This is a genomic window from Butyrivibrio sp. AE3003 (genome assembly GCF_000686065.1).
Classification (GTDB): Bacteria; Bacillota; Clostridia; order Lachnospirales; family Lachnospiraceae; genus Butyrivibrio; species Butyrivibrio hungatei_A.
On the sequence record NZ_JMLX01000001.1, the window covers coordinates 579,704 to 601,392 of the forward strand.

Annotated in this window: 14 protein-coding genes and 3 rRNA genes; all 17 read left to right on the forward strand. The window is 42.6% G+C overall.

Annotated features, from left to right (window positions below):
* Positions 1-3 precede the first annotated feature (3 nt).
* The 17 genes from CD00_RS0102790 (at position 4) to CD00_RS0102870 (ending at position 21,676) form a co-directional block, all read left to right on the forward strand.
* Positions 4-912, forward strand: a complete 909-nt coding sequence (locus tag CD00_RS0102790; protein ID WP_034500924.1) for a hypothetical protein — start codon at positions 4-6, stop codon at positions 910-912.
* Between the two features lie 109 nt (positions 913-1,021).
* Positions 1,022-1,867: a DegV family protein gene (locus tag CD00_RS0102795; RefSeq protein ID WP_026654525.1), complete on the forward strand. Its 846-nt coding sequence runs from the start codon at positions 1,022-1,024 to the stop codon at positions 1,865-1,867.
* Between the two features lie 304 nt (positions 1,868-2,171).
* A 16S ribosomal RNA gene (locus CD00_RS0102800) occupies positions 2,172-3,716 on the forward strand.
* Positions 3,717-3,928: 212 nt separating this feature from the next.
* Positions 3,929-4,046: ribosomal RNA gene (gene rrf, locus CD00_RS0102805) — 5S ribosomal RNA — on the forward strand.
* A gap of 284 nt (positions 4,047-4,330) precedes the next feature.
* Positions 4,331-7,196: ribosomal RNA gene (locus tag CD00_RS0102810) — 23S ribosomal RNA — on the forward strand.
* The 16S, 23S and 5S rRNA genes sit together here, the layout of an rRNA operon.
* A 272-nt stretch (positions 7,197-7,468) precedes the next feature.
* A complete protein-coding gene (locus tag CD00_RS0102815) occupies positions 7,469-8,374 on the forward strand; it encodes a chemotaxis protein (RefSeq protein WP_026654527.1) in 906 nt (301 codons plus the stop codon).
* 117 nt (positions 8,375-8,491) lie between these two features.
* Positions 8,492-9,310 carry a hypothetical protein gene (locus CD00_RS19045; protein WP_026654528.1) on the forward strand — a complete coding sequence of 273 codons (819 nt, stop codon included), beginning with the start codon at positions 8,492-8,494 and terminating at the stop codon, positions 9,308-9,310.
* Positions 9,307-11,277 (forward strand): hypothetical protein, encoded by a 1,971-nt coding sequence (locus tag CD00_RS0102825; RefSeq protein ID WP_026654529.1) that lies wholly within the window; start codon positions 9,307-9,309, stop codon positions 11,275-11,277. Before CD00_RS19045 ends, CD00_RS0102825 begins: the two co-directional genes overlap by 4 nt.
* Entirely contained in the window at positions 11,192-11,677 is a 486-nt protein-coding gene (locus tag CD00_RS0102830; protein WP_026654530.1) for a hypothetical protein, read from the forward strand. Before CD00_RS0102825 ends, CD00_RS0102830 begins: the two co-directional genes overlap by 86 nt.
* Before the next feature lie 53 nt (positions 11,678-11,730).
* The gene (gene hisH, locus CD00_RS0102835; protein ID WP_026654532.1) at positions 11,731-12,348 is read left to right on the forward strand and encodes an imidazole glycerol phosphate synthase subunit HisH; all 618 of its coding nucleotides are present in this window, start codon (positions 11,731-11,733) and stop codon (positions 12,346-12,348) included.
* A gap of 13 nt (positions 12,349-12,361) precedes the next feature.
* A complete protein-coding gene (hisF, locus tag CD00_RS0102840) occupies positions 12,362-13,123 on the forward strand; it encodes an imidazole glycerol phosphate synthase subunit HisF (RefSeq protein ID WP_026654533.1) in 762 nt (253 codons plus the stop codon).
* Positions 13,124-13,145: 22 nt separating this feature from the next.
* The gene (locus tag CD00_RS0102845; protein WP_026654534.1) at positions 13,146-13,823 is read left to right on the forward strand and encodes a uracil-DNA glycosylase; all 678 of its coding nucleotides are present in this window, start codon (positions 13,146-13,148) and stop codon (positions 13,821-13,823) included.
* A gap of 157 nt (positions 13,824-13,980) precedes the next feature.
* Positions 13,981-16,215: an ABC transporter substrate-binding protein gene (locus CD00_RS0102850; protein ID WP_026654535.1), complete on the forward strand. Its 2,235-nt coding sequence runs from the start codon at positions 13,981-13,983 to the stop codon at positions 16,213-16,215.
* 14 nt (positions 16,216-16,229) lie between these two features.
* Positions 16,230-17,519 (forward strand): diaminopimelate decarboxylase, encoded by a 1,290-nt coding sequence (locus CD00_RS0102855; protein ID WP_026654536.1) that lies wholly within the window; start codon positions 16,230-16,232, stop codon positions 17,517-17,519.
* Complete coding sequence (locus CD00_RS17000) at positions 17,506-18,417, forward strand: tyrosine-type recombinase/integrase (RefSeq protein ID WP_051594063.1); 912 nt, start codon at positions 17,506-17,508, stop codon at positions 18,415-18,417. Before CD00_RS0102855 ends, CD00_RS17000 begins: the two co-directional genes overlap by 14 nt.
* Before the next feature lie 121 nt (positions 18,418-18,538).
* Positions 18,539-20,182: a hypothetical protein gene (locus CD00_RS0102865; protein ID WP_026654537.1), complete on the forward strand. Its 1,644-nt coding sequence runs from the start codon at positions 18,539-18,541 to the stop codon at positions 20,180-20,182.
* 141 nt (positions 20,183-20,323) lie between these two features.
* Complete coding sequence (locus CD00_RS0102870; RefSeq protein ID WP_026654538.1) at positions 20,324-21,676, forward strand: SLC13 family permease; 1,353 nt, start codon at positions 20,324-20,326, stop codon at positions 21,674-21,676.
* Positions 21,677-21,689 lie beyond the last annotated feature (13 nt).

Genomic DNA, 21,689 nt, shown 5'->3' on the forward strand with positions numbered 1-21,689 from the left:
TTTATGCGTTTGAAAAAGTATTTTGTGCCGGCATTTATGATAGGAATGGTTATGGCTCTGACCGGATGCGGGGAAGCGTTTCCTTCGCTCACGGCTGAAGAATACGACCAGACTGTTGAATATGCCGTAGGTCTATTAATGAAATACTCAAGGAACGAACAGGCTAAGCTTACGTATGTTGATGTGAATTATGAGAAAAAGCGCAGGGAAGCTAAGGCTATGGAACTTGCCAAAGCTGAGGAAAACAGTTCACATTTAACACCCGGTCCTTATCAGAATGAGTATGAGGATGACGAAATAAGCGCAGATGTATCATCTTCCGGAAGTGAAGCTTCTACCGGTGCAAGCGATACTGATGAAGCGGGCAAAGACAGCAGTTCATCGGAAAGTTCTGAAGAAAGTTCAAAGGAGAGTTCCGAAAACGCTTCTAAGGACAAATCCGAGGAAGGCTCAAAGAGCACTTCTTCAGGCGCGGGTGAAACCGGTACGATAACCCTTTCTGCCGATAATACACAGGAAATACTGAATGACATCTTTTTGTCCTATCAGGGATATTCCGTTTCGAGTACATATCCTGAGAGTTCCAAGAGCTATGTTATTAACGCGGATAAGGGCAAAAAACTACTTGTTCTGAGGTTTGACCTCTATAATGCGTCTAATTCCGCAAAAGACGTAAATATGCTCAAATTGGATCTTTTATTCCAGATAATACTAAACGGTAAGAATATAGGCTATTCTTCGGTTACATTCTTGCCAAATGACCTTACTTCATACGTTGGAACGATAGATTCCAGGGCGCATGAGAGCCTTGCCATACTTACGCAGATCGATGAAAAAAATGCATCCAATGTCGATACTCTGGGACTTATTATGACAAAGGACGGTAAGGATCAGAAAATCAATTTAAGATAAGCAACATATTTATGAACGCGTTACGGCGGCACTTTTTCGTAATGAAAGGTGCCGCTTTTTGAATTCGACAGGAACTAAACAATAAAACAACTTACGACAGGAGAGGGATATGATCAGAATAGTTTCAGACAGCACATGTGATCTTTCAAAAGAAATCGTTGATAAGTATGGGATAGTTATAGTGCCCTTGTATGTAAGGCTCGGTAATGAGGAAAAGAAAGACGGAGTAGATATCACTCCCGAAGAGATATACAAGTGGTCGAATGAAACAGGAGAGACGCCAAAGACCGCAGCTCCTTCGGTTTCGGATTATATGAATGTATTTAGCGATAATTCGGAGGATGAGTATATTGTCTTTACGATATCCGCGTCTATGTCCGCAAGCAACAACAATTGCAGGCTTGCAGTCCGAGAACTTGAAATTGAAGACAGGGTGAAAATAATTGATTCGGCTAATCTTTCTACAGGAATCGGGCTTTTGGTCATGGAAGCCGTGGATCAAGCCAATATGGGAAAAAATCTCTCGGAGATTGCAGAGTATATTGAAGAAGTGAAGGGCAGAGTCAGAGCCAGCTTCGTTATAGAAACCCTTACTTTCCTGCACAGGGGAGGAAGGTGTTCGGGAATTGCCGCTCTTTTGGGAAACACGCTTAAACTACATCCAAAGATCGTTGTGTCCGGTGGCACTATGAGACCCGACAAGAAGTATAGGGGAAGCGCAGATAAGTGCATCATGAATTATGTTAAAGACATGGAAGATGAGCTTAGGAAGGCGAAAAAAGACAGAGTTTTTATCACGCATTCAGGCTGTGACAGGGATAAAGTAGAGGAAGTACGAAGTTTTTTGGAAAAATTAGGAATTTTCCTTGACATAATTGAGACGCGAGCCGGAAGCGTCGTCTCATCCCACTGCGGCCCAGGAACCATGGGCGTTCTGTTTATTGTTGAGTCATGAAGCACTCACGAGAAGTGACGTTTTTATGTTAGATGCATTTACGTAATGCAGAAAATGTCATTTTTTCGCAAAAAAAAATTGAAAAAAGGTGTTGACATTAAATATAGCGGGTGATATATTTATATTCGTTGCTGATGCAGACAACACTGCAAACGCAGTACTGGAGCGGGTTTTAGGCTCCTTGTACCTTGACAAATAAACAGTAATGCAACCCTGAAAGATTCCAAGAGAATAATTCAGAAAAATGTAAATTAACGGACAGAACGAAAAGCCAAGCTTAAGTTCTTAGCCGGATTAAACTTTTAAACGTGAGAGTTCGATCCTGGCTCAGGATGAACGCTGGCGGCGTGCCTAACACATGCAAGTCGAACGGAGATTTAACGCTGATGAAGCTTCGGCAGATTCTTGTTAAATCTTAGTGGCGGACGGGTGAGTAACGCGTGGGTAACCTGCCTCATACTGGGGGATAACAGCTGGAAACGACTGTTAATACCGCATAAGCGCACGGTATCGCATGATACAGTGTGAAAAACTCCGGTGGTATGAGATGGGCCCGCGTCAGATTAGCCAGTTGGCAGGGTAACGGCCTACCAAAGCGACGATCTGTAGCCGGCCTGAGAGGGCGGACGGCCACATTGGGACTGAGACACGGCCCAAACTCCTACGGGAGGCAGCAGTGGGGAATATTGCACAATGGAGGAAACTCTGATGCAGCGACGCCGCGTGAGTGAAGAAGTATTTCGGTATGTAAAGCTCTATCAGCAGGGAAGAAAGACTCGTAAGAGAGATGACGGTACCTGACTAAGAAGCCCCGGCTAACTACGTGCCAGCAGCCGCGGTAATACGTAGGGGGCAAGCGTTATCCGGATTTACTGGGTGTAAAGGGAGCGCAGACGGCTTAGCAAGTCTGAAGTGAAACCCCACGGCTCAACCGTGGGCTTGCTTTGGAAACTGTTAGGCTAGAGTACTGGAGAGGTAAGCGGAATTCCTAGTGTAGCGGTGAAATGCGTAGATATTAGGAGGAACATCGGTGGCGAAGGCGGCTTACTGGACAGCAACTGACGTTGAGGCTCGAAGGCGTGGGGAGCAAACAGGATTAGATACCCTGGTAGTCCACGCGGTAAACGATGAATACTAGGTGTTGGGTGTCATAGACATTCAGTGCCGTCGCTAACGCAATAAGTATTCCACCTGGGGAGTACGTTCGCAAGAATGAAACTCAAAGGAATTGACGGGGACCCGCACAAGCGGTGGAGCATGTGGTTTAATTCGAAGCAACGCGAAGAACCTTACCAGATCTTGAGATCCGGATGAATACAGGGTAATGCCTGTAGCTCTTCGGAGCATCCGAGACAGGTGGTGCATGGTTGTCGTCAGCTCGTGTCGTGAGATGTTGGGTTAAGTCCCGCAACGAGCGCAACCCTTGTCCATAGTAGCCAGCAGTAAGATGGGAACTCTATGGAGACTGCCAGGGATAACCTGGAGGAAGGTGGGGATGACGTCAAATCATCATGCCCCTTATGATCTGGGCCACACACGTGCTACAATGTCGTAACAAAGGGACGCGACCCCGCGAGGGTGAGCAAATCTCAAAAATAACGACCCAGTTCGGACTGTAGGCTGCAACCCGCCTGCACGAAGCTGGAATCGCTAGTAATCGCAGATCAGCATGCTGCGGTGAATACGTTCCCGGGTCTTGTACACACCGCCCGTCACACCATGGGAGTCGGAAATGCCCGAAGCCGGTGACTTAACCGTAAGGAGAGAGCCGTCGAAGGCAGGTCTGATAACTGGGGTGAAGTCGTAACAAGGTAGCCGTAGGAGAACCTGCGGCTGGATCACCTCCTTTCTAAGGAAAACAAGCGGAATCAAAGTAAGGAGTTGCATTACTATCTAGTTGTCAAAGTGAGTGCAGGAATTTCACTTTACAGATGCATTTGAGCTTGCTCAAGAATGCAGATGGAAAGAGGAATTCGTATAAGAGCGCGACCGAGTAGCAAGCGGCGAATGCCGGTTGCGGTGAGAGAGCGATTGGCTGCACGAGCGTAGCAACAGAATCTTTCCGGTGGCGATGCGCTATGGGGTAACACCCGTATCCATCCCGAACACGACGGTTAAGACCATAGCGGCCGAAAGTACTATGTGGGCAACTGCATGGGAGGCTAGGTGGCTGCCGGATTTATAAAAAAGGCACTTTAACAGTGATAAGAGATTAAAACCCTTTTTGATCTCTCATGACTGCTAAAGCAGTCAAAGATTTGTACCTTGAAAACCGAATACTGAATGAAAGATTTTAATCAGAAACTACGATTAAAAGACATCGAAAAATCCAGAAACAATCAAGATTTTAGTTTTAACGATACGAGATGATAACGCTATATCATCAGTATCAGAGAATAGTTATCGAAAGATACGACTGATTCTATACAGCTAACCGCTTACCGGAGACGGTAAGTAAAAAATGGTTAAGCTATGTAGGGCGCAGGGCGGATGCCTTGGCACTAAGAGCCGAAGAAAGACGTGATAAGCTGCGAAAAGCTGCGGTGAGATGCAAATAATCTATGACCCGCAGATATCTGAATGGGGCAACCCGGCAGAGAAGACCTCTGTCACTTTAAACTGAATCCATAGGTTTAAAGAGGGAACCCGGTGAACTGAAACATCTAAGTAGCCGGAGGAAGAGAAAACAAAAGTGATTCCGTAAGTAGCGGCGAGCGAACGCGGAAGAGCCCAAACCAGGGAGCTTGCTCCCTGGGGTTCGGACTGTATAATCGATGGAAGTTGCTAGTAGAAAGGGAATGGAAAGTCCCTGCCAGAGAGAGTGAAAGCCTCGTATACGAAAGCGACTGAAGCGAGACAGTATCCAGAGTAGGACGAGACACGTGAAACCTTGTCTGAACGTGCGGGGACCACCCCGTAAGGCTAAATACTCCTTAGTGACCGATAGCGAATAGTACCGTGAGGGAAAGGTGAAAAGGACCCCGGGAGGGGAGTGAAAGAGAACCTGAAACCCTGTGCCTGCAAGCTGCGAAAGCACTATCTAAATGAAGTGTGATCGCGTACTTTTTGTAGAACGGTCCGGCGAGTTATGTATGGAGGCGAGGTTAAGCACTTAAGGTGAATAGCCGAAGGGAGACCGAGTCTGAATAGGGCGACTAGTCTTTATACATAGACCCGAAACCGGGTGATCTATCCATGGACAGGATGAAGCGGCCGTAAAAGGCTGTGGAGGTCCGAACACACATCCGTTGAAAAGGGTGGTGATGAGCTGTGGATAGGGGAGAAATTCCAATCGAACTCGGAGATAGCTGGTTCTCCCCGAAATAGCTTTAGGGCTAGCCCTGTATCAAACCTTTTGGAGGTAGAGCACTGAATATCCGCGGGGGCTTCACCGCTTACCAAAGATTATCAAACTCCGAATGCCAATAAGGTGGTGAACAGGAGTCAGACTACACGAGATAAGTTGGGTAGTCAAAAGGGAAAGAGCCCAGATCTACGGCTAAGGTCCCAAAGTACGTGTTAAGTGGAAAAGGATGTGGGATTTCATAGACAGCTAGGATGTTGGCTCAGAAGCAGCCACACATTCAAAGAGTGCGTAATAGCTCACTAGCCGAGAGGTCCTGCGCCGAAAATTACCGGGGCTGAAACACGACACCGAAGCCTAGGGATGGTATGTATCTACGGGTACATATGATCGGTAGGGGAGCATTCACAGGGGCGTAGAAACTGTACCGAAAGGAGCAGCGGAGCGCTGTGAAGAGAGAATGCCGGAATGAGTAGCGAGATGAAGGTGAGAATCCTTCAGGCCGAATATCCAAGGATTCCAGGGTAAAGCTGATCTGCCCTGGGGAAGTCGGGACCTAAGCTGAGGCCGAAGAGGCGTAGGCGATGGACAGCAGGTTGATATTCCTGCACTTGTATATATCAGAACTGTGGGGACGCAGGCAAAAGGGATGAGCCGGGGAAGGAAGAACCGGTCCCGCAAGGGGGAACGAATTTTAGTAGTGAAGCATCAGATATGACTGCCAAGAAAAGCCACTATAGCGTATATACAACCCGTACCGTAAACCGACACAGGTGGATGAGGAGAGAATCCTAAGGCCGACGGGAGAAGCATTGTTAAGGAACTCGGCAAAATGTCCCCGTAACTTCGGGATAAGGGGAGCCTGAGCAATCAGGCCGCAGAGAAGAGGCTCAAGCAACTGTTTAGCAAAAACACAGGTCTATGCGAAACCGAAAGGTGAGGTATATGGGCTGACGCCTGCCCGGTGCTGGAAGGTTAAGAGGAGAGGTTAGAGCAATCGAAGCTTTGAATTTAAGCCCCAGTAAACGGCGGCCGTAACTATAACGGTCCTAAGGTAGCGAAATTCCTTGTCGGGTAAGTTCCGACCCGCACGAAAGGCGTAATGATTTGAGCACTGTCTCGGCAATGCACCCGGTGAAATTGAAGTACCAGTGAAGATGCTGGTTACCCGCGCCAGGACGGAAAGACCCCATGGAGCTTTACTCCAGGTTGATACTGGGGTCCGGTATTATATGTACAGGATAGGTGGGAGACTATGAGTATGTGGCGTCAGCTGCATATGAGTCGCTGTTGGGATACCACCCTTATGATGCTGGGCTTCTAACCAAGGACCATTACCTGGTCCGGGGACAATGTCTGCCGGGGAGTTTGACTGGGGCGGTCGCCTCCGAAAGAGTATCGGAGGCGCTCAAAGGTTCCTTCAGAATGGACGGAAACCATTCGTAGAGTGCAAAGGCAGAAGGGAGCCTGACTGTGACACCGACGGGTGGAACAGATACGAAAGTAGGACTTAGTGATCCGGTGGTATGAAAGTGGGATTGCCATCGCTCAACGGATAAAAGCTACCCTGGGGATAACAGGCTTATCACTCCCAAGAGTTCACATCGACGGAGTGGTTTGGCACCTCGATGTCGGCTCATCGCATCCTGGGGCTGTAGCAGGTCCCAAGGGTTGGGCTGTTCGCCCATTAAAGCGGTACGCGAGCTGGGTTCAGAACGTCGTGAGACAGTTCGGTCCCTATCCGGCGCGGGCGTAGGATATCTGAGAGGAGCTGTCCTTAGTACGAGAGGACCGGGATGGACGGACCGCTGGTGTATCAGCTGCATCGCCAGATGCATAAGGCTGGGTAGCCACGTCCGGACGGGATAAACGCTGAAGGCATCTAAGCGTGAAGCCCCCCTCAAGATGAGATATCCCTGCTTTAGCAGTAAGACCCCTTGTAGAGTACGAGGTTAGATAGGCACAAGGTGTAAGCATGGTAACATGTTCAGCTGATGTGTACTAATAGGTCGAGGGCTTATCCTAAGAGATAGGTGTATAGAAACTCTGGAAGAGATAATTCAGTGTTCGGTTTTGAAAGTACAAATCTTTTTTTAATTATTAATTTAAAGTATAAAAAAGTTATTAATGAAAACTAAAAAGATGGTCAACTGCCCGTCTTTTTAGTTTTTTTGTATTTATTTTCAGAAAACTATGCTATACTAATTAAAGATATACTTAATCTGATAGTTTTCGATTTTTTGAATCTTTCTAAGCGAAAAATCCTAATCTATTATATTTACACGTGAGGTGAGAGAATGGAATCAAAAATCCTGCTTGAAAACGGAACTAATGAATTGGAGGTCCTTGAGTTTAAGATTGATGACCATTGCTATGGAATCAATGTTGCTAAGATCAAGGAAATAATTGTCTATCAGGAGGTTACACCGGTACCTAATGCTCATCCGAGTATTGAAGGAATATTCATGCCACGTGACACCATGATTACGGCGATTGACCTAAGGAACTGTTTACAGCGTGGTGCTTCTCAGCCCGGTGGATTATTTATTATTACAAACTTCAATAAGCTCGATATCGCATTCCATGTTGATGCGGTTGTTGGTATTCACAGAGTATCATGGGCTGATATTATTAAGCCAAATGCTACAATTTCTAAAACTGAGGAGAGTATCTCCACAGGTATTATAAAGTTTGAAAATCAGCTTATTATTATTCTTGATTTTGAGAAGATTGTTGCCGATATTAACCCTAATACAGGACTTAATATGGATGCTCTTGAAGAAATCGGAACAAGACCCAGAAATGAGGTGCCGATCGTTCTTGCAGAGGATTCACAGCTTCTTAACAGACTTATTGTTGATTCACTTAATAAGGCCGGATATAACAATGTAATCCACTTCGAAAATGGTAAGCTTGCTTATGATTACATTAAATCATGTAAGGAAAAAGGAACTCTTGATGATATAAAGTGCATCATTACCGATATCGAGATGCCTATCATGGACGGACACAGACTTACCAAGCTTATTAAGAGCGATGATGCTACTAAGAAGATTCCGCTTATCATATTCTCTTCTTTGGTTAACGAAGAGATGAGAAGAAAAGGCGAATCTTTGGGTGCTGACAGACAGCTTTCAAAGCCTGAGATCGGAAATCTCGTTGCTGTTATCGATGAACTTGTAAATGCACCAAGTGCACGCTGATACGTACTGACTTGAACTCCCTTTGTTGGCTCAGTTATGAAACGAGTTTTCAGTGACTGTCTCAATAAGGGGAGTGTTTTAATTTATTCATAAAATGCAAAGGTTTTCTAAAATATAATGGCTGAAACACTTTTAGAGCAGATAGAAAAATCAGATTTTGTCATAATCGGAATAGGAAATGAATGGAATTGGGTCAAGAACGGACTCAAAAATGACGATAGATATAAAGAGATAATCGAGTATTCGGGCAAAGAAGGCAATGAATGGCTTTTACCCGTGATCGAATATGAATACGCATATTACAATTCCGATGAGAGAATTGAGAGTGCATATAAAGGACTCAAAAAACTTATTGGAGATAAAAAGCATTTTCTTGTAAGTGATATTTGCTTTCAGGATGCACTTTTGTTCGGATTTGATCCAACAAAAAGCGTGTATCCATGCGGTAATTGCATGTATCTTCAGAACGATGAATCGGACGGAGAACTATACAGTGCCGATAAATGCGAAGAATTTATGTCTCTTGTAAATAAGATTCACGATATTATCGTATCGGATAACGGTGTTCTTTCAGGCGATATTTCTTTTCCAAAACCTGTTATGAACGGAAAAGAGCTTTATCTTAATCAGAAGAGACAGGAATATAATAACATTAAATACAATGAGAGTGCATATCTTGGCAATTGGGATATTTACAAGAAGTATCTGACGAACACATTAAATTCCAATTTGCTTGTTCTTGAACTTGGTGTCGGACTTGAGTATCCGACTGTTGTCAGATGGCCTTTTGAGAAAGTGACTTTTATAAATAAGAAAGCACATCTCATAAGGGTTCATGAGAGGTTATACCAGCACATCCCGGAGATAGAGGATAAAACGGAATCAATCAAAATGAATTCTGTTAACTATATTATGCAGGAGAGTAAAGGACTATGAAGTCTAGTGATGAGGAATATCTCGACAGCTTGTTGAATTCAGCAAAATCAAATAGTAATCCTCAATCGGCACTTAGCAGAATGTCTTCTAAAGCCCACAGTGAGAACTCCGCTGAACTGCTTGACAGTGAATCGGAGGATATTGGTGCGCTCATAGATAATTCAACCGGTAATAAGGAAATTGCGGAAGTCGGCGAGCTTATGGATAAAGCCGACAGAGATGAACTGATTGACGATTCGCTTGCAAGTCTTCTTGACGATATTCAAAAGCCCACAGATCCGGAAATCCCGACATTTACAGTTGGAAATGAACCGACGGAAGAAGATGTTCGTGATGCGGAAGAGATTGCTTTGGATGAGGCAATTGCTGATGCGGAAAAAAATGAAGCTGACAGGCAGAATGATGTTTCGGCCGGTGAGGAAGCTGCGCAGGAAGATATTGTTATCCCTGAAGTTGCGGAGACAGTCCCTATCATAGATGATTCGGAGCTTGTCGATGCTTTGGCGGAAATGGCTCCGGAGGTGGATCTTCCGGATGACAATAATTTAATTCTGGAAAAAGAATCTGATGCAGATCAGACTCCTGAAGAAATCCTTACAGATCTTCTCGACGATATGCCGGGAGGAAGTTTGATGGAATCGCCTGACGGACAGGAGAGCAGCCTTAGCGATATCATCGACAGAGAAAGAAAGGCAGAGGGAGTAGGTGAGCCGAATTCATCTGATGATGTACTTGATCTGCAAAGTCTTGATGATCTTACTATCGATGAGACAAATGAAGAAACACCTAATGAAGAAGCATCAAACGCGGAAGCAGGTGAGGAAGCAGGCGGAGAAAGTGCTCCTTCAGAGGAACCTTCAAGTGAAGAAGGGGCCAACGGGATGGTCTCGGAAGACAGTCTCTCTGAACTTGAAAGTCTTTTAAACATGGATGAACTTACAGGTGAAGGAAGCGCTGATGCGGATGGTTCGACACCTGAGACTGCAGATGCATCAAATGAAGGAGATGCAGTGGATGCATTGGAAACACCCGGTGATGAGGGAGCTTCCGATAACGAAGAAATAAGTGTATCCGCTACAGATCTTGGCTTTATAGAAGAAGATGAGCATCATTCCCCTGTGGGACTTGATGAAATTTCAGAAGACGATATTAATCTTAACGATCTTGAAGCGAACTTAGATGAGCTTCTTGGCGGTATGACTGAGTCATATGAGACAACTGAGGGAGAAGTTGCCAAGATTCTTGGCGATGAACCGCAGGAAATATCTGCAGAAGAGATAATGCAGGATTCCGAAGATGTTTCTATGCCGGATCTCGATGCTCTTATGAATAGTCTTGCCAACGATGAAGTTGAGTCGCTTGAAGATACGGCGCATCTTGATCAGAAAATTGGACCTCAGGAAGAGGAAATCAGCAAAGAAGATATTCTTGATGCGATTACCGAAACGGGATTTGACGATCTTGGAACGGATCTTGCGCTTGATGCAATTTCGGCACTCCCTGACATGGATCTTCCGGAAAATGAAGATAATGCTGAAGAACACGGGCATGGCAAGCACAGAAAGCACCGCAAAGAAAACTTTTTACAAAAACTTCTGAGAGTACTTACCGAAGAAGACGATGATTTTGAAGACTTCGGTACGGAAGGGCTTGCAAGCCTTACCGATGAGAATCAGAAGGTTCTTTCTGAGCTTGGAGAGGCAGGAGCTCCAAAGCCAAAGAAAGAGAAGAAGAAAAAAGAGAAGGCAAAGAAACCGCCTAAGGAGAAGAAGCCTAAGAAGGAGAAGCCTCCGAAGGAAAAGAAGCCTAAGAAAGAAAAGAAACCTAAGGCTCCGGAAGAACCTACTTCGCCAAGTAAGGCTATAGCGCCTAAGAAAATTGTTGTTTCCGGAGTTTTTTGCGGCAAGCCTTGGAATTCTCGTATGTATTCCGGCGCTTATACTTCCCGTCAAAACTGCGACGGATAAAGCTAAGCTTGCATATGTTCAGAGTGATTTCATAGGTGCATATAAGCTCTTTCATGGAAAAACAATGACAACTGAGCAGAAGACCATGTATGAGAGGTCAAGAGTGATCGCATGGGCAGAGAGATATCTCAACGGATACGAGAATTACAAGTCCATGAATAAGGACGTTGAAGCTCTTGATATGCTCCTTATGGCAGAACGTAATAAAGAAGGCCTGCTTGAAGAGGCAACAAAGTTTAATGTTGAAATTCAAGTGACTAGCGTGTACGATAGTATAGAATCGTTGCTTTCAGAGAACTATGGTCTTTCTGAGGAAGATATCAATGAGATCAATTCCATTAAGAAAGACAGAGATTATACTATCAGAATCATGGAAGTTTTAGGGATGTTTGAAGAATGATCTGCATATTGTCACCGAAGGCATCGAAAGTATTGAAAGGGGTTTGATGCCTGATGGTAGCAATTATTGATTATGATGCCGGTAACATAAAGAGCGTTGAAAAGGCTTTTGAGTATTTGGGCGCCGATACTGTCATCACCAGAGATCCGAAAGAAATATACAGAGCAGATCACGTTGTACTTCCCGGTGTCGGAGCTTTTTCCGATGCAATGAAAAAAATAGAGGAATACGGAATGGAAGCGCCTATAAAAGAGGTGATAAATAAGAACATTCCGTTTATGGGAATATGCCTGGGACTGCAACTCTTGTTCGATTCAAGTGAGGAATCGGAGGGAGTCAGCGGCCTGGGCATTTTGCGTGGAAAAATCGTAAGAATTCCCAATACAGATAAAGAAGGAACATATTACAAAGTGCCTCATATAGGCTGGAACAACCTTTCTTTCCCAAGAGAGGGCAGACTCTTTAAGGGGCTCGATGACAAATCGTATGTATACTTTGTTCATTCATATTATCTTCAGGCAGAAGATAAGAGCATCGTTACAGCGACAACCGACTATTCGGTTCGCATTGAAGCTTCCGTTGAAAAAGACAATGTATTTGCCTGCCAGTTCCACCCTGAAAAGAGCTCTGAGGTAGGAATGCAGATACTTAAGAACTTTTTGGCGGTATAAGGAGGGCACAGGTATGCATACAAAAAGAATTATTCCCTGTCTCGATGTTAATAACGGCAGGGTTGTAAAAGGAATAAATTTCGTAAATTTGAAGGATGCAGGTGATCCTGTTACCGTTGGAGAAGCATATTCCAAGGCCGGCGCAGATGAGCTTGTTTTCCTGGATATAACCGCATCAAATGAAAGAAGAGCCACCGTTGCTGACATGGTCAGGGAAGTTGCCAAAAAAGTTTTCATTCCCTTTACCGTTGGCGGCGGAATCAGAACAGTTGATGACGTCAAGGCAATCCTCAGAGAAGGTGCTGACAAGGTTTCGATGAACTCCGCTGCAATTGACAGGCCGGAGCTTGTCGCTGAAGCGGCTGACAAATTCGGAAGTCAGTGCGTTGTTGTTGCGATTGATGCAAAAAAGAGAGAAGACGGCTCAGGCTGGAATATCTATAAGCACGGCGGAAGAATTGATGTGGGAATTGACGCCGTAGAATGGGCAAAGAAAGTAACGGAACTTGGAGCGGGAGAAATACTTCTTACAAGTATGGATGCCGACGGAACCAAGGCCGGTTATGATATAGAGCTTACAAGGCAGATATCGGAAGCTGTTGATGTTCCTGTAATTGCTTCAGGCGGAGCGGGAACAATGGAACACTTCTATGATGCACTTACAACAGGCCAGGCAGATGCGGCTCTTGCGGCATCTCTTTTCCATTACAAGGAACTTGAGATATGTGATGTAAAGAAGTACTTAAGGAGCAAAGGCGTTTCAGTAAGGCTATAAAAGAAAGAAGGTTGTGACTACAATGGCAATGATCTCAAATGACTGGTTGCCGGCATTGAGCGACGAATTTCATAAAGATTATTACAAAAAACTCTTTGAGTTTGTAAAAGAAGAATACAGTACTCATGTTATATATCCCGATTCTGAGGATATATTCAATGCACTTCATTTGACACCGCTTGAGAAAGTTAAGGTTCTTGTCCTTGGACAGGATCCGTATCATGAGCCGGGACAGGCTCATGGACTTTCTTTCTCGGTGCTTCCCGGTAAGGCAGATCCGCCGCCGTCTCTTGTGAATATTTATAAAGAATTAAATGACGATCTTGGCTGCAAGATTCCCAATAACGGCTATCTGAAAAAATGGGCGGATCAGGGCGTACTCTTGCTCAACACCGTTTTGACTGTAAGAGCCCATGCCGCTAACTCTCATAAAGGAAGAGGTTGGGAAGAGTTTACCGATGCGATTATCAGAAAAGTAAACGAACAGGACAGACCGGTAGTTTATATGCTCTGGGGCAGACCTGCCCAGATGAAAAAGAGTATGCTCAATAATCCTAAGCACTTGATACTCGAGGCACCTCACCCGAGTCCACTTTCTGCATACAGAGGCTTCTTTGGTTGCAAACATTTCAGCAAGGCTAATGAGTTCCTGAAGCAGAATGGCATGGAGCCGATTGATTGGCAAATTGAGGATATCTGAGGAAATATTGATAAAGTCAGTATTTCTCTATAAGAAAATCGATTTTTCGATATAATTTTTTTCTTGCATTTTTATGCACTACCATGTTAAAGTGGTAAATGAATTCGCATTCGTATAATTAATTAACTGGTAAAGCAGACATTTTTAGTGAGATATAATGAGAAATAGGGAATTAAAACGAATTGCATGTTGCATCATCGTTTTTGCTTTAGGTGTAACGTCTTTTTCCGGATGCGGAAATAAGAATAGTTCTTCCGTTGGAGACAGCGCTGTTTCCAAAAGCGGAGAGGTTGATAAGGAACATGTTTTTAAACAGAAAGACCTTGAAGGTATTATTGCTGATGGCGAAGATATTGTTTCTGCCGATTATGTAAATGGAAAGATCATGCTTGCTGCCAATTCCAAAGACGGAAAGGGCAGATGCATTTCATTTAATCCTGACGGCACACAGCTACAGGCTTTTGATACAGGTTGTGATATAACAGCTTGTGCGTTCGACGGAGAAGGAAACGCGTATCTGCAATGTTTGGATAAGTCTTCCGGCGAAGATAAAGTTTTTCTTGGTAAGTTTGATCCTACGGGAAAAGAGCTTTTTAAAGCGGATGTTTCCGAAGAATTCAGCGGGAATTCTGAAATAAGCGGTTTGGCGTGGAGTGAAAAATACGGTCTTGTATCATGTACTCCAAACGGAATTCAGACATATGATGATAAAAACGGCTTTGGAATGCTTGTTGATAAAAAAGTTATCGGTGATTACGACGATTACGGTATTATTTATTCATTTATAATGTTATCGGGTGATCGAATCCTGATGATATACCATGAAGGAACCGATGAATCCAATGTAATTATCGATCTTGAAAAGAAAACGGCTGACAAAGCGCTTAGTGGTATAAGTGATACGCTTCGGTATTCTTTTTTTACAGATAAAGCAGGTAATTTATTTGCTTTATGGACTGACGGAGTCTACAAATACGATCCTGATTCCGGAGAAAAGAATAAACTGCTTGACTTCAGAGCTTCAAACATCGATTCGGCAACAGAGTATGTGGGCGGAAACAAGTGGCAAGCTGTTGCACTGAGTGATACCGATTTTATTATAGATTTACCGGTAGGTTCAGGTGATGATACTTCTCTTTTAAGATTTACCAAAGAAAATCCCGATGAAGTTTCGGATAAGACTACAATTACTTTGGGAACCATGTGGCTTGAGCCGGATGTTCAAAGCGAAGTAATGAAGTTTAACAGGTCAAATGACAAGTATGAAATAGAAGTTATTGATTATTCTAAGTTATATTCGGACGATGAACAGGAAGAAGCAAGAAAGCAACTGGATATGGATATAATATCCGGAAAAGCGCCCGATATTATAAATGTTGACGGAAATGTAAAAAAGTACGTTGATAAGGGAATTTTTCTTGATCTTACACCTGAATTTGATAAAGGCGGTGCTTTGGAGGGAATAGAACTTCTTCCAAATATCGCCGAGATGATGAAATATGATGGTAAAATGTATACATTTATGCCGTCTTTTAAAGTCGCAACATGTGCTGTCAGAGCAAAATTTGCCAAGGGAAAGGAATCACTTACATATAAAGAGCTTGATGATCTCATAAAGAGCAACGGTACTGATTACGAAAAAGCTTTTGGCTCCAATCATAATAAATCTTATGGCAATTTACTTATGCCGCATTATGCAGATAAGTGTATTGATTGGAATGAGAAAAAGTGTGATTTTAAAAATCCTGAGTTTATTGAGTTTTTGAACTTTATAAATAAGTTTCCGGATAAAGCAAGCGGACACAGCAATCTTGCAGAAATAGATAAGAGCTATGCCGAGGATAAAGGAATCTACTATAGAGAACTTTTTTCTAATCTCAATGAATATGCAAGACTTAAGCAGCTTGTATTTAATGACGACATCGAGCTTGTAGGCTATCCAAATAACAGCAGAGAAAATATTGCTTCTATAAACGGCGAATTATATGCTGTAAACAGCAACACAGCTCATAAGGATATTGCACTTGAGTTTGTAAAAGAACTTATATTATCGGACAAAGATGATTCTTATAGTGGATTTTCCACTGTAAAACAAAAATTTGAAGAAGAGCTGCAGGAAGCCACAAAGGAAAAAAGCGATGACGATGAGAGCGCTCAGCTATGGGATCAGATAAATCATGTAATGGTGAAAATGAAACCATTATCTCAAGAGGAAGTGAGCAAGTTTTATGATTATACAGTTTCAATAAATTCATTGGATTGTATGAATAATGAAATTACCAATATAATTGCTGAAGAAGCTTCGGCATTTTACTGTGGCCAAAAGACAGCAGAGGAAGTGGCGGATATAATCCAAAACAGAGTCACAGTTTATATAAATGAAAATAGTTGATTTTTTCGGAGGAAATTATGAAGAAAGCATTTGTAACTAAAGAACAGGTTGAAGATATAGTAAAGAAGTATCCCACACCTTTCCATATCTATGATGAGAAGGGATTTGTAAATAATGTAAAGGCAGTATATGACGCGTTTTCATGGAATAAAGGATTCAAGGAATATTTTGCCGTTAAGGCCAATCCGAATCCTGTGCTTCTTGACATACTTAGAAACAACGGCTGCGGATTCGATTGTTCCTCCAAGACAGAGCTTATTCTCAGTAAGGCGGTTGGAGCAGAAGGAAGTGAGATCATGTTCTCGTCAAATGATACGCCCGCTGAGGAGTTTGTACTTGCAGACAAGCTCGGAGCAATTATAAATCTTGATGATTTCACACATGTTGCTTTCCTTGAGAAGACACTCGGAAAGATCCCTGAGACAATCTCATGCAGATTTAATCCGGGCGGAGTGTTCAAGATGAGTAATGGAATCATGGACAACCCCGGCGATTCCAAGTACGGAATGACAAAGGATCAGCTTATCGAAGCATTTAAGATTCTTAAGAGTAAGGGCGCAAAGCGTTTCGGAATTCATGCATTCCTTGCAAGTAATACGGTTACAAACGAGTATTATCCTCAGCTTGCCGGACAGCTCTTTGAACTTGCGGTTGAAGTACAGAAAGCTACAGGCGCAAAGATTGCATTTATCAACCTTTCAGGCGGTGTTGGAATTCCTTATACACCCGATATGGAGCCTAATGATATCCATGTTATCGGAAAAGGCGTTAAGGAGCAGTATGACAAGATTCTTGCACCTGAAGGAATGGATGATGTAGCAATCTTTACAGAGATGGGAAGATTCATGATGGGACCTTACGGAGCTCTTGTTACAAAGGCTATTCATGAGAAGCACATCTACAAGGAGTACATCGGTGTGGATGCCTGCGCGGTAAATCTTATGCGTCCGGCTATGTATGGCTCATATCATCACATCACTGTTCTCGGAAAAGAGAATGAGCCTTGCGACCACGTTTATGATGTGACAGGTTCACTTTGCGAGAACAACGATAAATTTGCAATTGACAGAAAACTTCCCAAGATCGATATGGGAGATTATATCTATATTCATGATACAGGTGCCCACGGATATGCAATGGGCTACAACTATAACGGTAAACTAAAAAGTGCGGAATTGCTTCTCAGAGAGGACGGTAGTGTTGAACTTATCCGAAGAGCCGAGACTCCTATGGATTATTATGCAACACTTGACTGCCTTGATGTGTACAGCAGATTAGGTGAATTGGTAGATGGTAAAATCTGAAATGGAATGTCTTGTTGACGCATTTATCGAGTACCTTAAAAGCGTCAAAGATTATTCTGAAAACACGGTTGGTTCATACAAACATGATGCTCTGTTGTTCGTTCGTTTTCTTGAAGAACGCGGAGTACATAATATAACTGAAGTTACAGAGGATATTATATCGGAGTACCAGGCTCTTTTAAAAGAAAAGAAGATGGCTGCGTCTACAATAGTGAGATATAACACGACAATCAAGAATTTTTTTGCATTTCTTGTTGAGAACGGAAATATCCCGGATAACCCCGCGGAGGTCATAAAAAGTCCCTCTGTTTCTGTGTCCAAAAAGACTCCGAGAATTCTTTCCGACACAGAGACTTTGGATCTTTTGAATCAGGAATTCAGTGACAGTCCGAAGGGAGTAAGAGATAAGGCAATCCTTGAGATGCTTTATTCCACGGGACTTAAAGTTTCGGAGATTATTTCGCTCAAACTCAGTAATATTGATATGGGACTTGGGTGTATTATTCTTCCGAAGATGAAATCAGAGGAAGGCGACCGTGTTATTCCGTATGGAAAGATGACAAGAAGTGCTGTGACATCTTATCTTCTTGAGGCCAGAAAGGCATTACTTGGAAAAAGAGAAGACAAAGGATATGTCTTTCTTAACTGCGATGGTAAGCAGCTTAGCCGCCAGGGCGTGTGGAAGATTGTTAAATTCTATGCACAGAGAGCGGGTGTAAGCAGTGATATTTCGCCGCATTCATTAAGACATTCTTTTGCGGCACATCTTGTTAAAAATGGTGCGGAAATTTCAGCCATTCAGGATATGATGGGCTTTTCTCCGAGCAATACCTTGGCGAAATATATCAGTAAAGAAAATACGCCCAGAGATCCGTATGAATGGGCAAGAATCAGATAATGTGTTAAAATATCAATAGATATTAAAAGGGGGCTTGTGAGTAACACAAGTCCTCTTTCTTTTTTATTGTGGTAAATTGTTTTTCAATTAAACTACTAAATCATAAGACAGGGAGAAAAATATGAGGAAAAGATTAATAGTTGCCTTAATGCTGGTCACAATAACCTTTTACGGATGCGCTAAAACAAGTGAAGCTCCGAAGTCGGAAGAACAGGTGACACAAGAGGCGTCATCAGGAACGGAAGATAGTGGTAATCAGGAAGACGAAGGAGACTTAGAAGTACGCAAAGCACATGAGAACGATGAAGTTATCGGAAACGGCTCATATTTTGTGAGTATAAACGGGAAAGTCTTTTATAGAAGATATGATGAGGATACCTTTTCAGAATCAAACCTTTGTGAGAATGGTCTGATAATGGGGGCAGGAAATTTATATTCGAATTATTCCAAGAAGTCAGAACTCTGTATCTATGATCCTGCCACAAAGAGTACGGAAGTCTTTATGGAGGATGATGGATTTGGTGGACTGTATTATGCCAATGGATTTTTCTACCTGAAAAAGTATGACGGTGAGAATAATGATTATACTGTATACAGAGTAAATATTGATACCAGGGAAGTTGACCATTCTAAAGATATAGCAGGCGATTTATTAAGTATTGATGAAAAGACGGGGGCAATTGTTGTCAATGTCTTTGACAAGCCGGAGGAAGCAAATGTAAATCATCTGAACGTATATAAAGATGATAAAGAGCTGATGTCAAAGGAAACACAGGATTATTATTCTGCAGCGGAATTTTTGGACGGCAAACTATATTACTGCATAGATGGGGATGAAGAGGATACCTTTTACGAATATGATCCGGAAACAAATAAAGAAGTTTGTCTTGGAAAAACAAATCCGAAAAAGGTTGCCGGCGATGAATTTCTTATTTCATGGGAAATTAGAGATATACTGAAAGATAATGATACTTTATACGTGCATTATTGCGATTATGAGGGCTCAGCTTCATTTTATAATGCAGGAATAATCTATTCTGCAAAGGAAGGAGCGGAGAATAGCATTGAAGTGTTGTATGACAATACGAGCGATGTGGTATCGGATGATGGTAATATGTACATTACTTCCGACGGGCAGATTAAAGTGGATGATAGTAAGGGAACATACTCTATTGGAAAGGAATATTACGAGAACAAAAAGGATGCAAATGAAAAAGCTCCTTTAATCTATTATGAAGATAAAGATAATATCAAGACTGTAGTAAATGAATTTGCGAATTGCCCTATCGCTAAATCCGGTTTTTGGATGAATGTGCCGAATAATGCCGTTTCCAAGATCGGAGATAATGTATATATGATGATTCCGGAATATGTCAGATATGATATCAATGATGTAGGCTGGAGGCCGTATTACAGAATGCTCAAGGTGAAGTATCTTGAGATAACGGGAAGTGGCGAAGTAAATGTCATTGATGATATTCCTACAACTGAGAATTATATTGATGTTGAGGCAAGTTACGCAAATGACATCTTATCAGTAAATTGTGTAGGGGTGCCGATCAGTGATGATGAAAGTGAGGCCGGAAAAGAAGTAAAGGGAGAGAGTACCTTTGAATATAAGCTTGCAGACAATTTTGAATATGTAGAAGACGATACTACAAAGACCAAAGCGGATTTTGAGAATTATATTAAGAGTGGCGCTAAGAAGTTAAGATTGTACTATAATGATGACGGTGTCGTATCTAAAATAATAAAATTGTCCTAGTGTGATTTTTTTAACAATAAAGTATTGTATAAAAATTCTCCAGATGTTATTCTTTTGAAGGATTATTTTTGGCAGGCAGGCATATTACCCGTAGGGGTGTGGCTTGCCTGGCAGATAAAAGAATTAGTGGGAGGACATACTTTGTTAGCAGCACAGATTTTTGCCGTCATCATCTTTGTCGGAATGTTCGTTATGATCGTTATGGACAAGATTGAAAGGCATTATGTTACACTGGGCAGCGGTATTCTGACGCTTGTCGTCGTCTTTGGTATATGTATGGGTGATATCAAAGCTATACTGAATACACTTGCCTTTAAGGACTTTTTTACCCGTGATTTCTGGTATCAGATCGAAGAGTCGGAGAGTGCGGGAATTAACTGGGCAACCATTATGTTTATCGCAGGTATGATGTTAATGGTTGAAGGAATGGCCAAAGCGGGATTTTTCCGTTGGCTTTGCATGAAGATAGCTTTCTTGGTCAAATGTAAGACCATTTCGATTTTTATCACGTTTACAATAATGGCAGCAGTACTTTCAATGTTTATTGACAGTATTACCGTTATCATGTTTCTGGCAGCTGTGACTGTAGAACTTGCGCAGCTTCTTAAATTTAATCCCGTACCAATGATATTGTCGGAAATATTTTGCGCCAACCTTGGCGGAAGTGCGACAATGTGCGGAGATCCTCCGAATATCATAATCGGTACATCCTTGGGATTGTCATTTTTTGATTTCCTTACAAATACAGGTGTTATAGCCGGAATAAGTCTGGTCGTATCTGTTATCTTCTTGTATTTCGCATTCAGAAAAGAGCTTGTATCAACAAGTGACGAAGAAATTGATATGAGTAAATTGCCCGATCCGTCGGAAGCAATCACTAATAAGAAAGATTTCATTGTTAGCAGTGTGATCTTCGGATGCGCGGTAGTGCTTCTTATAACACATGGTTCAACACATCTTACAGTTGCAACGATAGGATTGTTTATCGCGGTGATTACACTTTTGACTGCAGGCAAGAATGCAAAAGAGATCATTAAGAAAGTCGACTACAAGACACTTGTGTTCTTCATAGGATTGTTTATCGTTGTAAGCGGCTTGGAAGAAACAAAGATTCTTGATATCATTGCTTCATTTATTGAACACATCAGCGGCGGTAACAGCAGAATGATGATAGCGATTATCATCTGGGTTTCAGCAATTGCAAGTGCGTTCGTTGATAATATTCCTTTTGCGGCAACAATGGTTCCCGTTATCAAGAATCTTGCGGCAGCTTCGGGAATGCCTATAAATACGCTGGCATGGGCACTTGCTATCGGTACAGATATCGGCGGAAGCGCAACACCTATCGGTGCATCTGCGAATGTAGTAGGTACCTCTGTTGCGGCTAAGAACGGACATCCCGTAACATGGGGACGCTATTGCAAAAAACTTGCTCCTGCAACAGTTTTGGTTTTGATCATTTCAACAATATATCTTTTTGTAATATACTTATAATAGTAATATTCAG

Bases quoted from the DNA above. Each gene is read 5' to 3' on its own strand.
- CD00_RS0102825 (WP_026654529.1), top strand. From the start codon at position 9,307: ATGAAGTCTAGTGATGAGGAATATCTCGACAGCTTGTTGAATTCAGCA.
- CD00_RS0102815 (WP_026654527.1), top strand. From the start codon at position 7,469: ATGGAATCAAAAATCCTGCTTGAAAACGGAACTAATGAATTGGAGGTC.
- CD00_RS0102865 (WP_026654537.1), top strand. From the start codon at position 18,539: ATGAGGAAAAGATTAATAGTTGCCTTAATGCTGGTCACAATAACCTTT.
- CD00_RS17000 (WP_051594063.1), top strand. From the start codon at position 17,506: ATGGTAAAATCTGAAATGGAATGTCTTGTTGACGCATTTATCGAGTAC.
- CD00_RS0102850 (WP_026654535.1), top strand. From the start codon at position 13,981: ATGAGAAATAGGGAATTAAAACGAATTGCATGTTGCATCATCGTTTTT.
- CD00_RS0102790 (WP_034500924.1), top strand. From the start codon at position 4: ATGCGTTTGAAAAAGTATTTTGTGCCGGCATTTATGATAGGAATGGTT.
- CD00_RS0102845 (WP_026654534.1), top strand. From the start codon at position 13,146: ATGGCAATGATCTCAAATGACTGGTTGCCGGCATTGAGCGACGAATTT.
- hisF (WP_026654533.1), top strand. From the start codon at position 12,362: ATGCATACAAAAAGAATTATTCCCTGTCTCGATGTTAATAACGGCAGG.
- CD00_RS19045 (WP_026654528.1), top strand. From the start codon at position 8,492: ATGGCTGAAACACTTTTAGAGCAGATAGAAAAATCAGATTTTGTCATA.
- CD00_RS0102795 (WP_026654525.1), top strand. From the start codon at position 1,022: ATGATCAGAATAGTTTCAGACAGCACATGTGATCTTTCAAAAGAAATC.
- hisH (WP_026654532.1), top strand. From the start codon at position 11,731: ATGGTAGCAATTATTGATTATGATGCCGGTAACATAAAGAGCGTTGAA.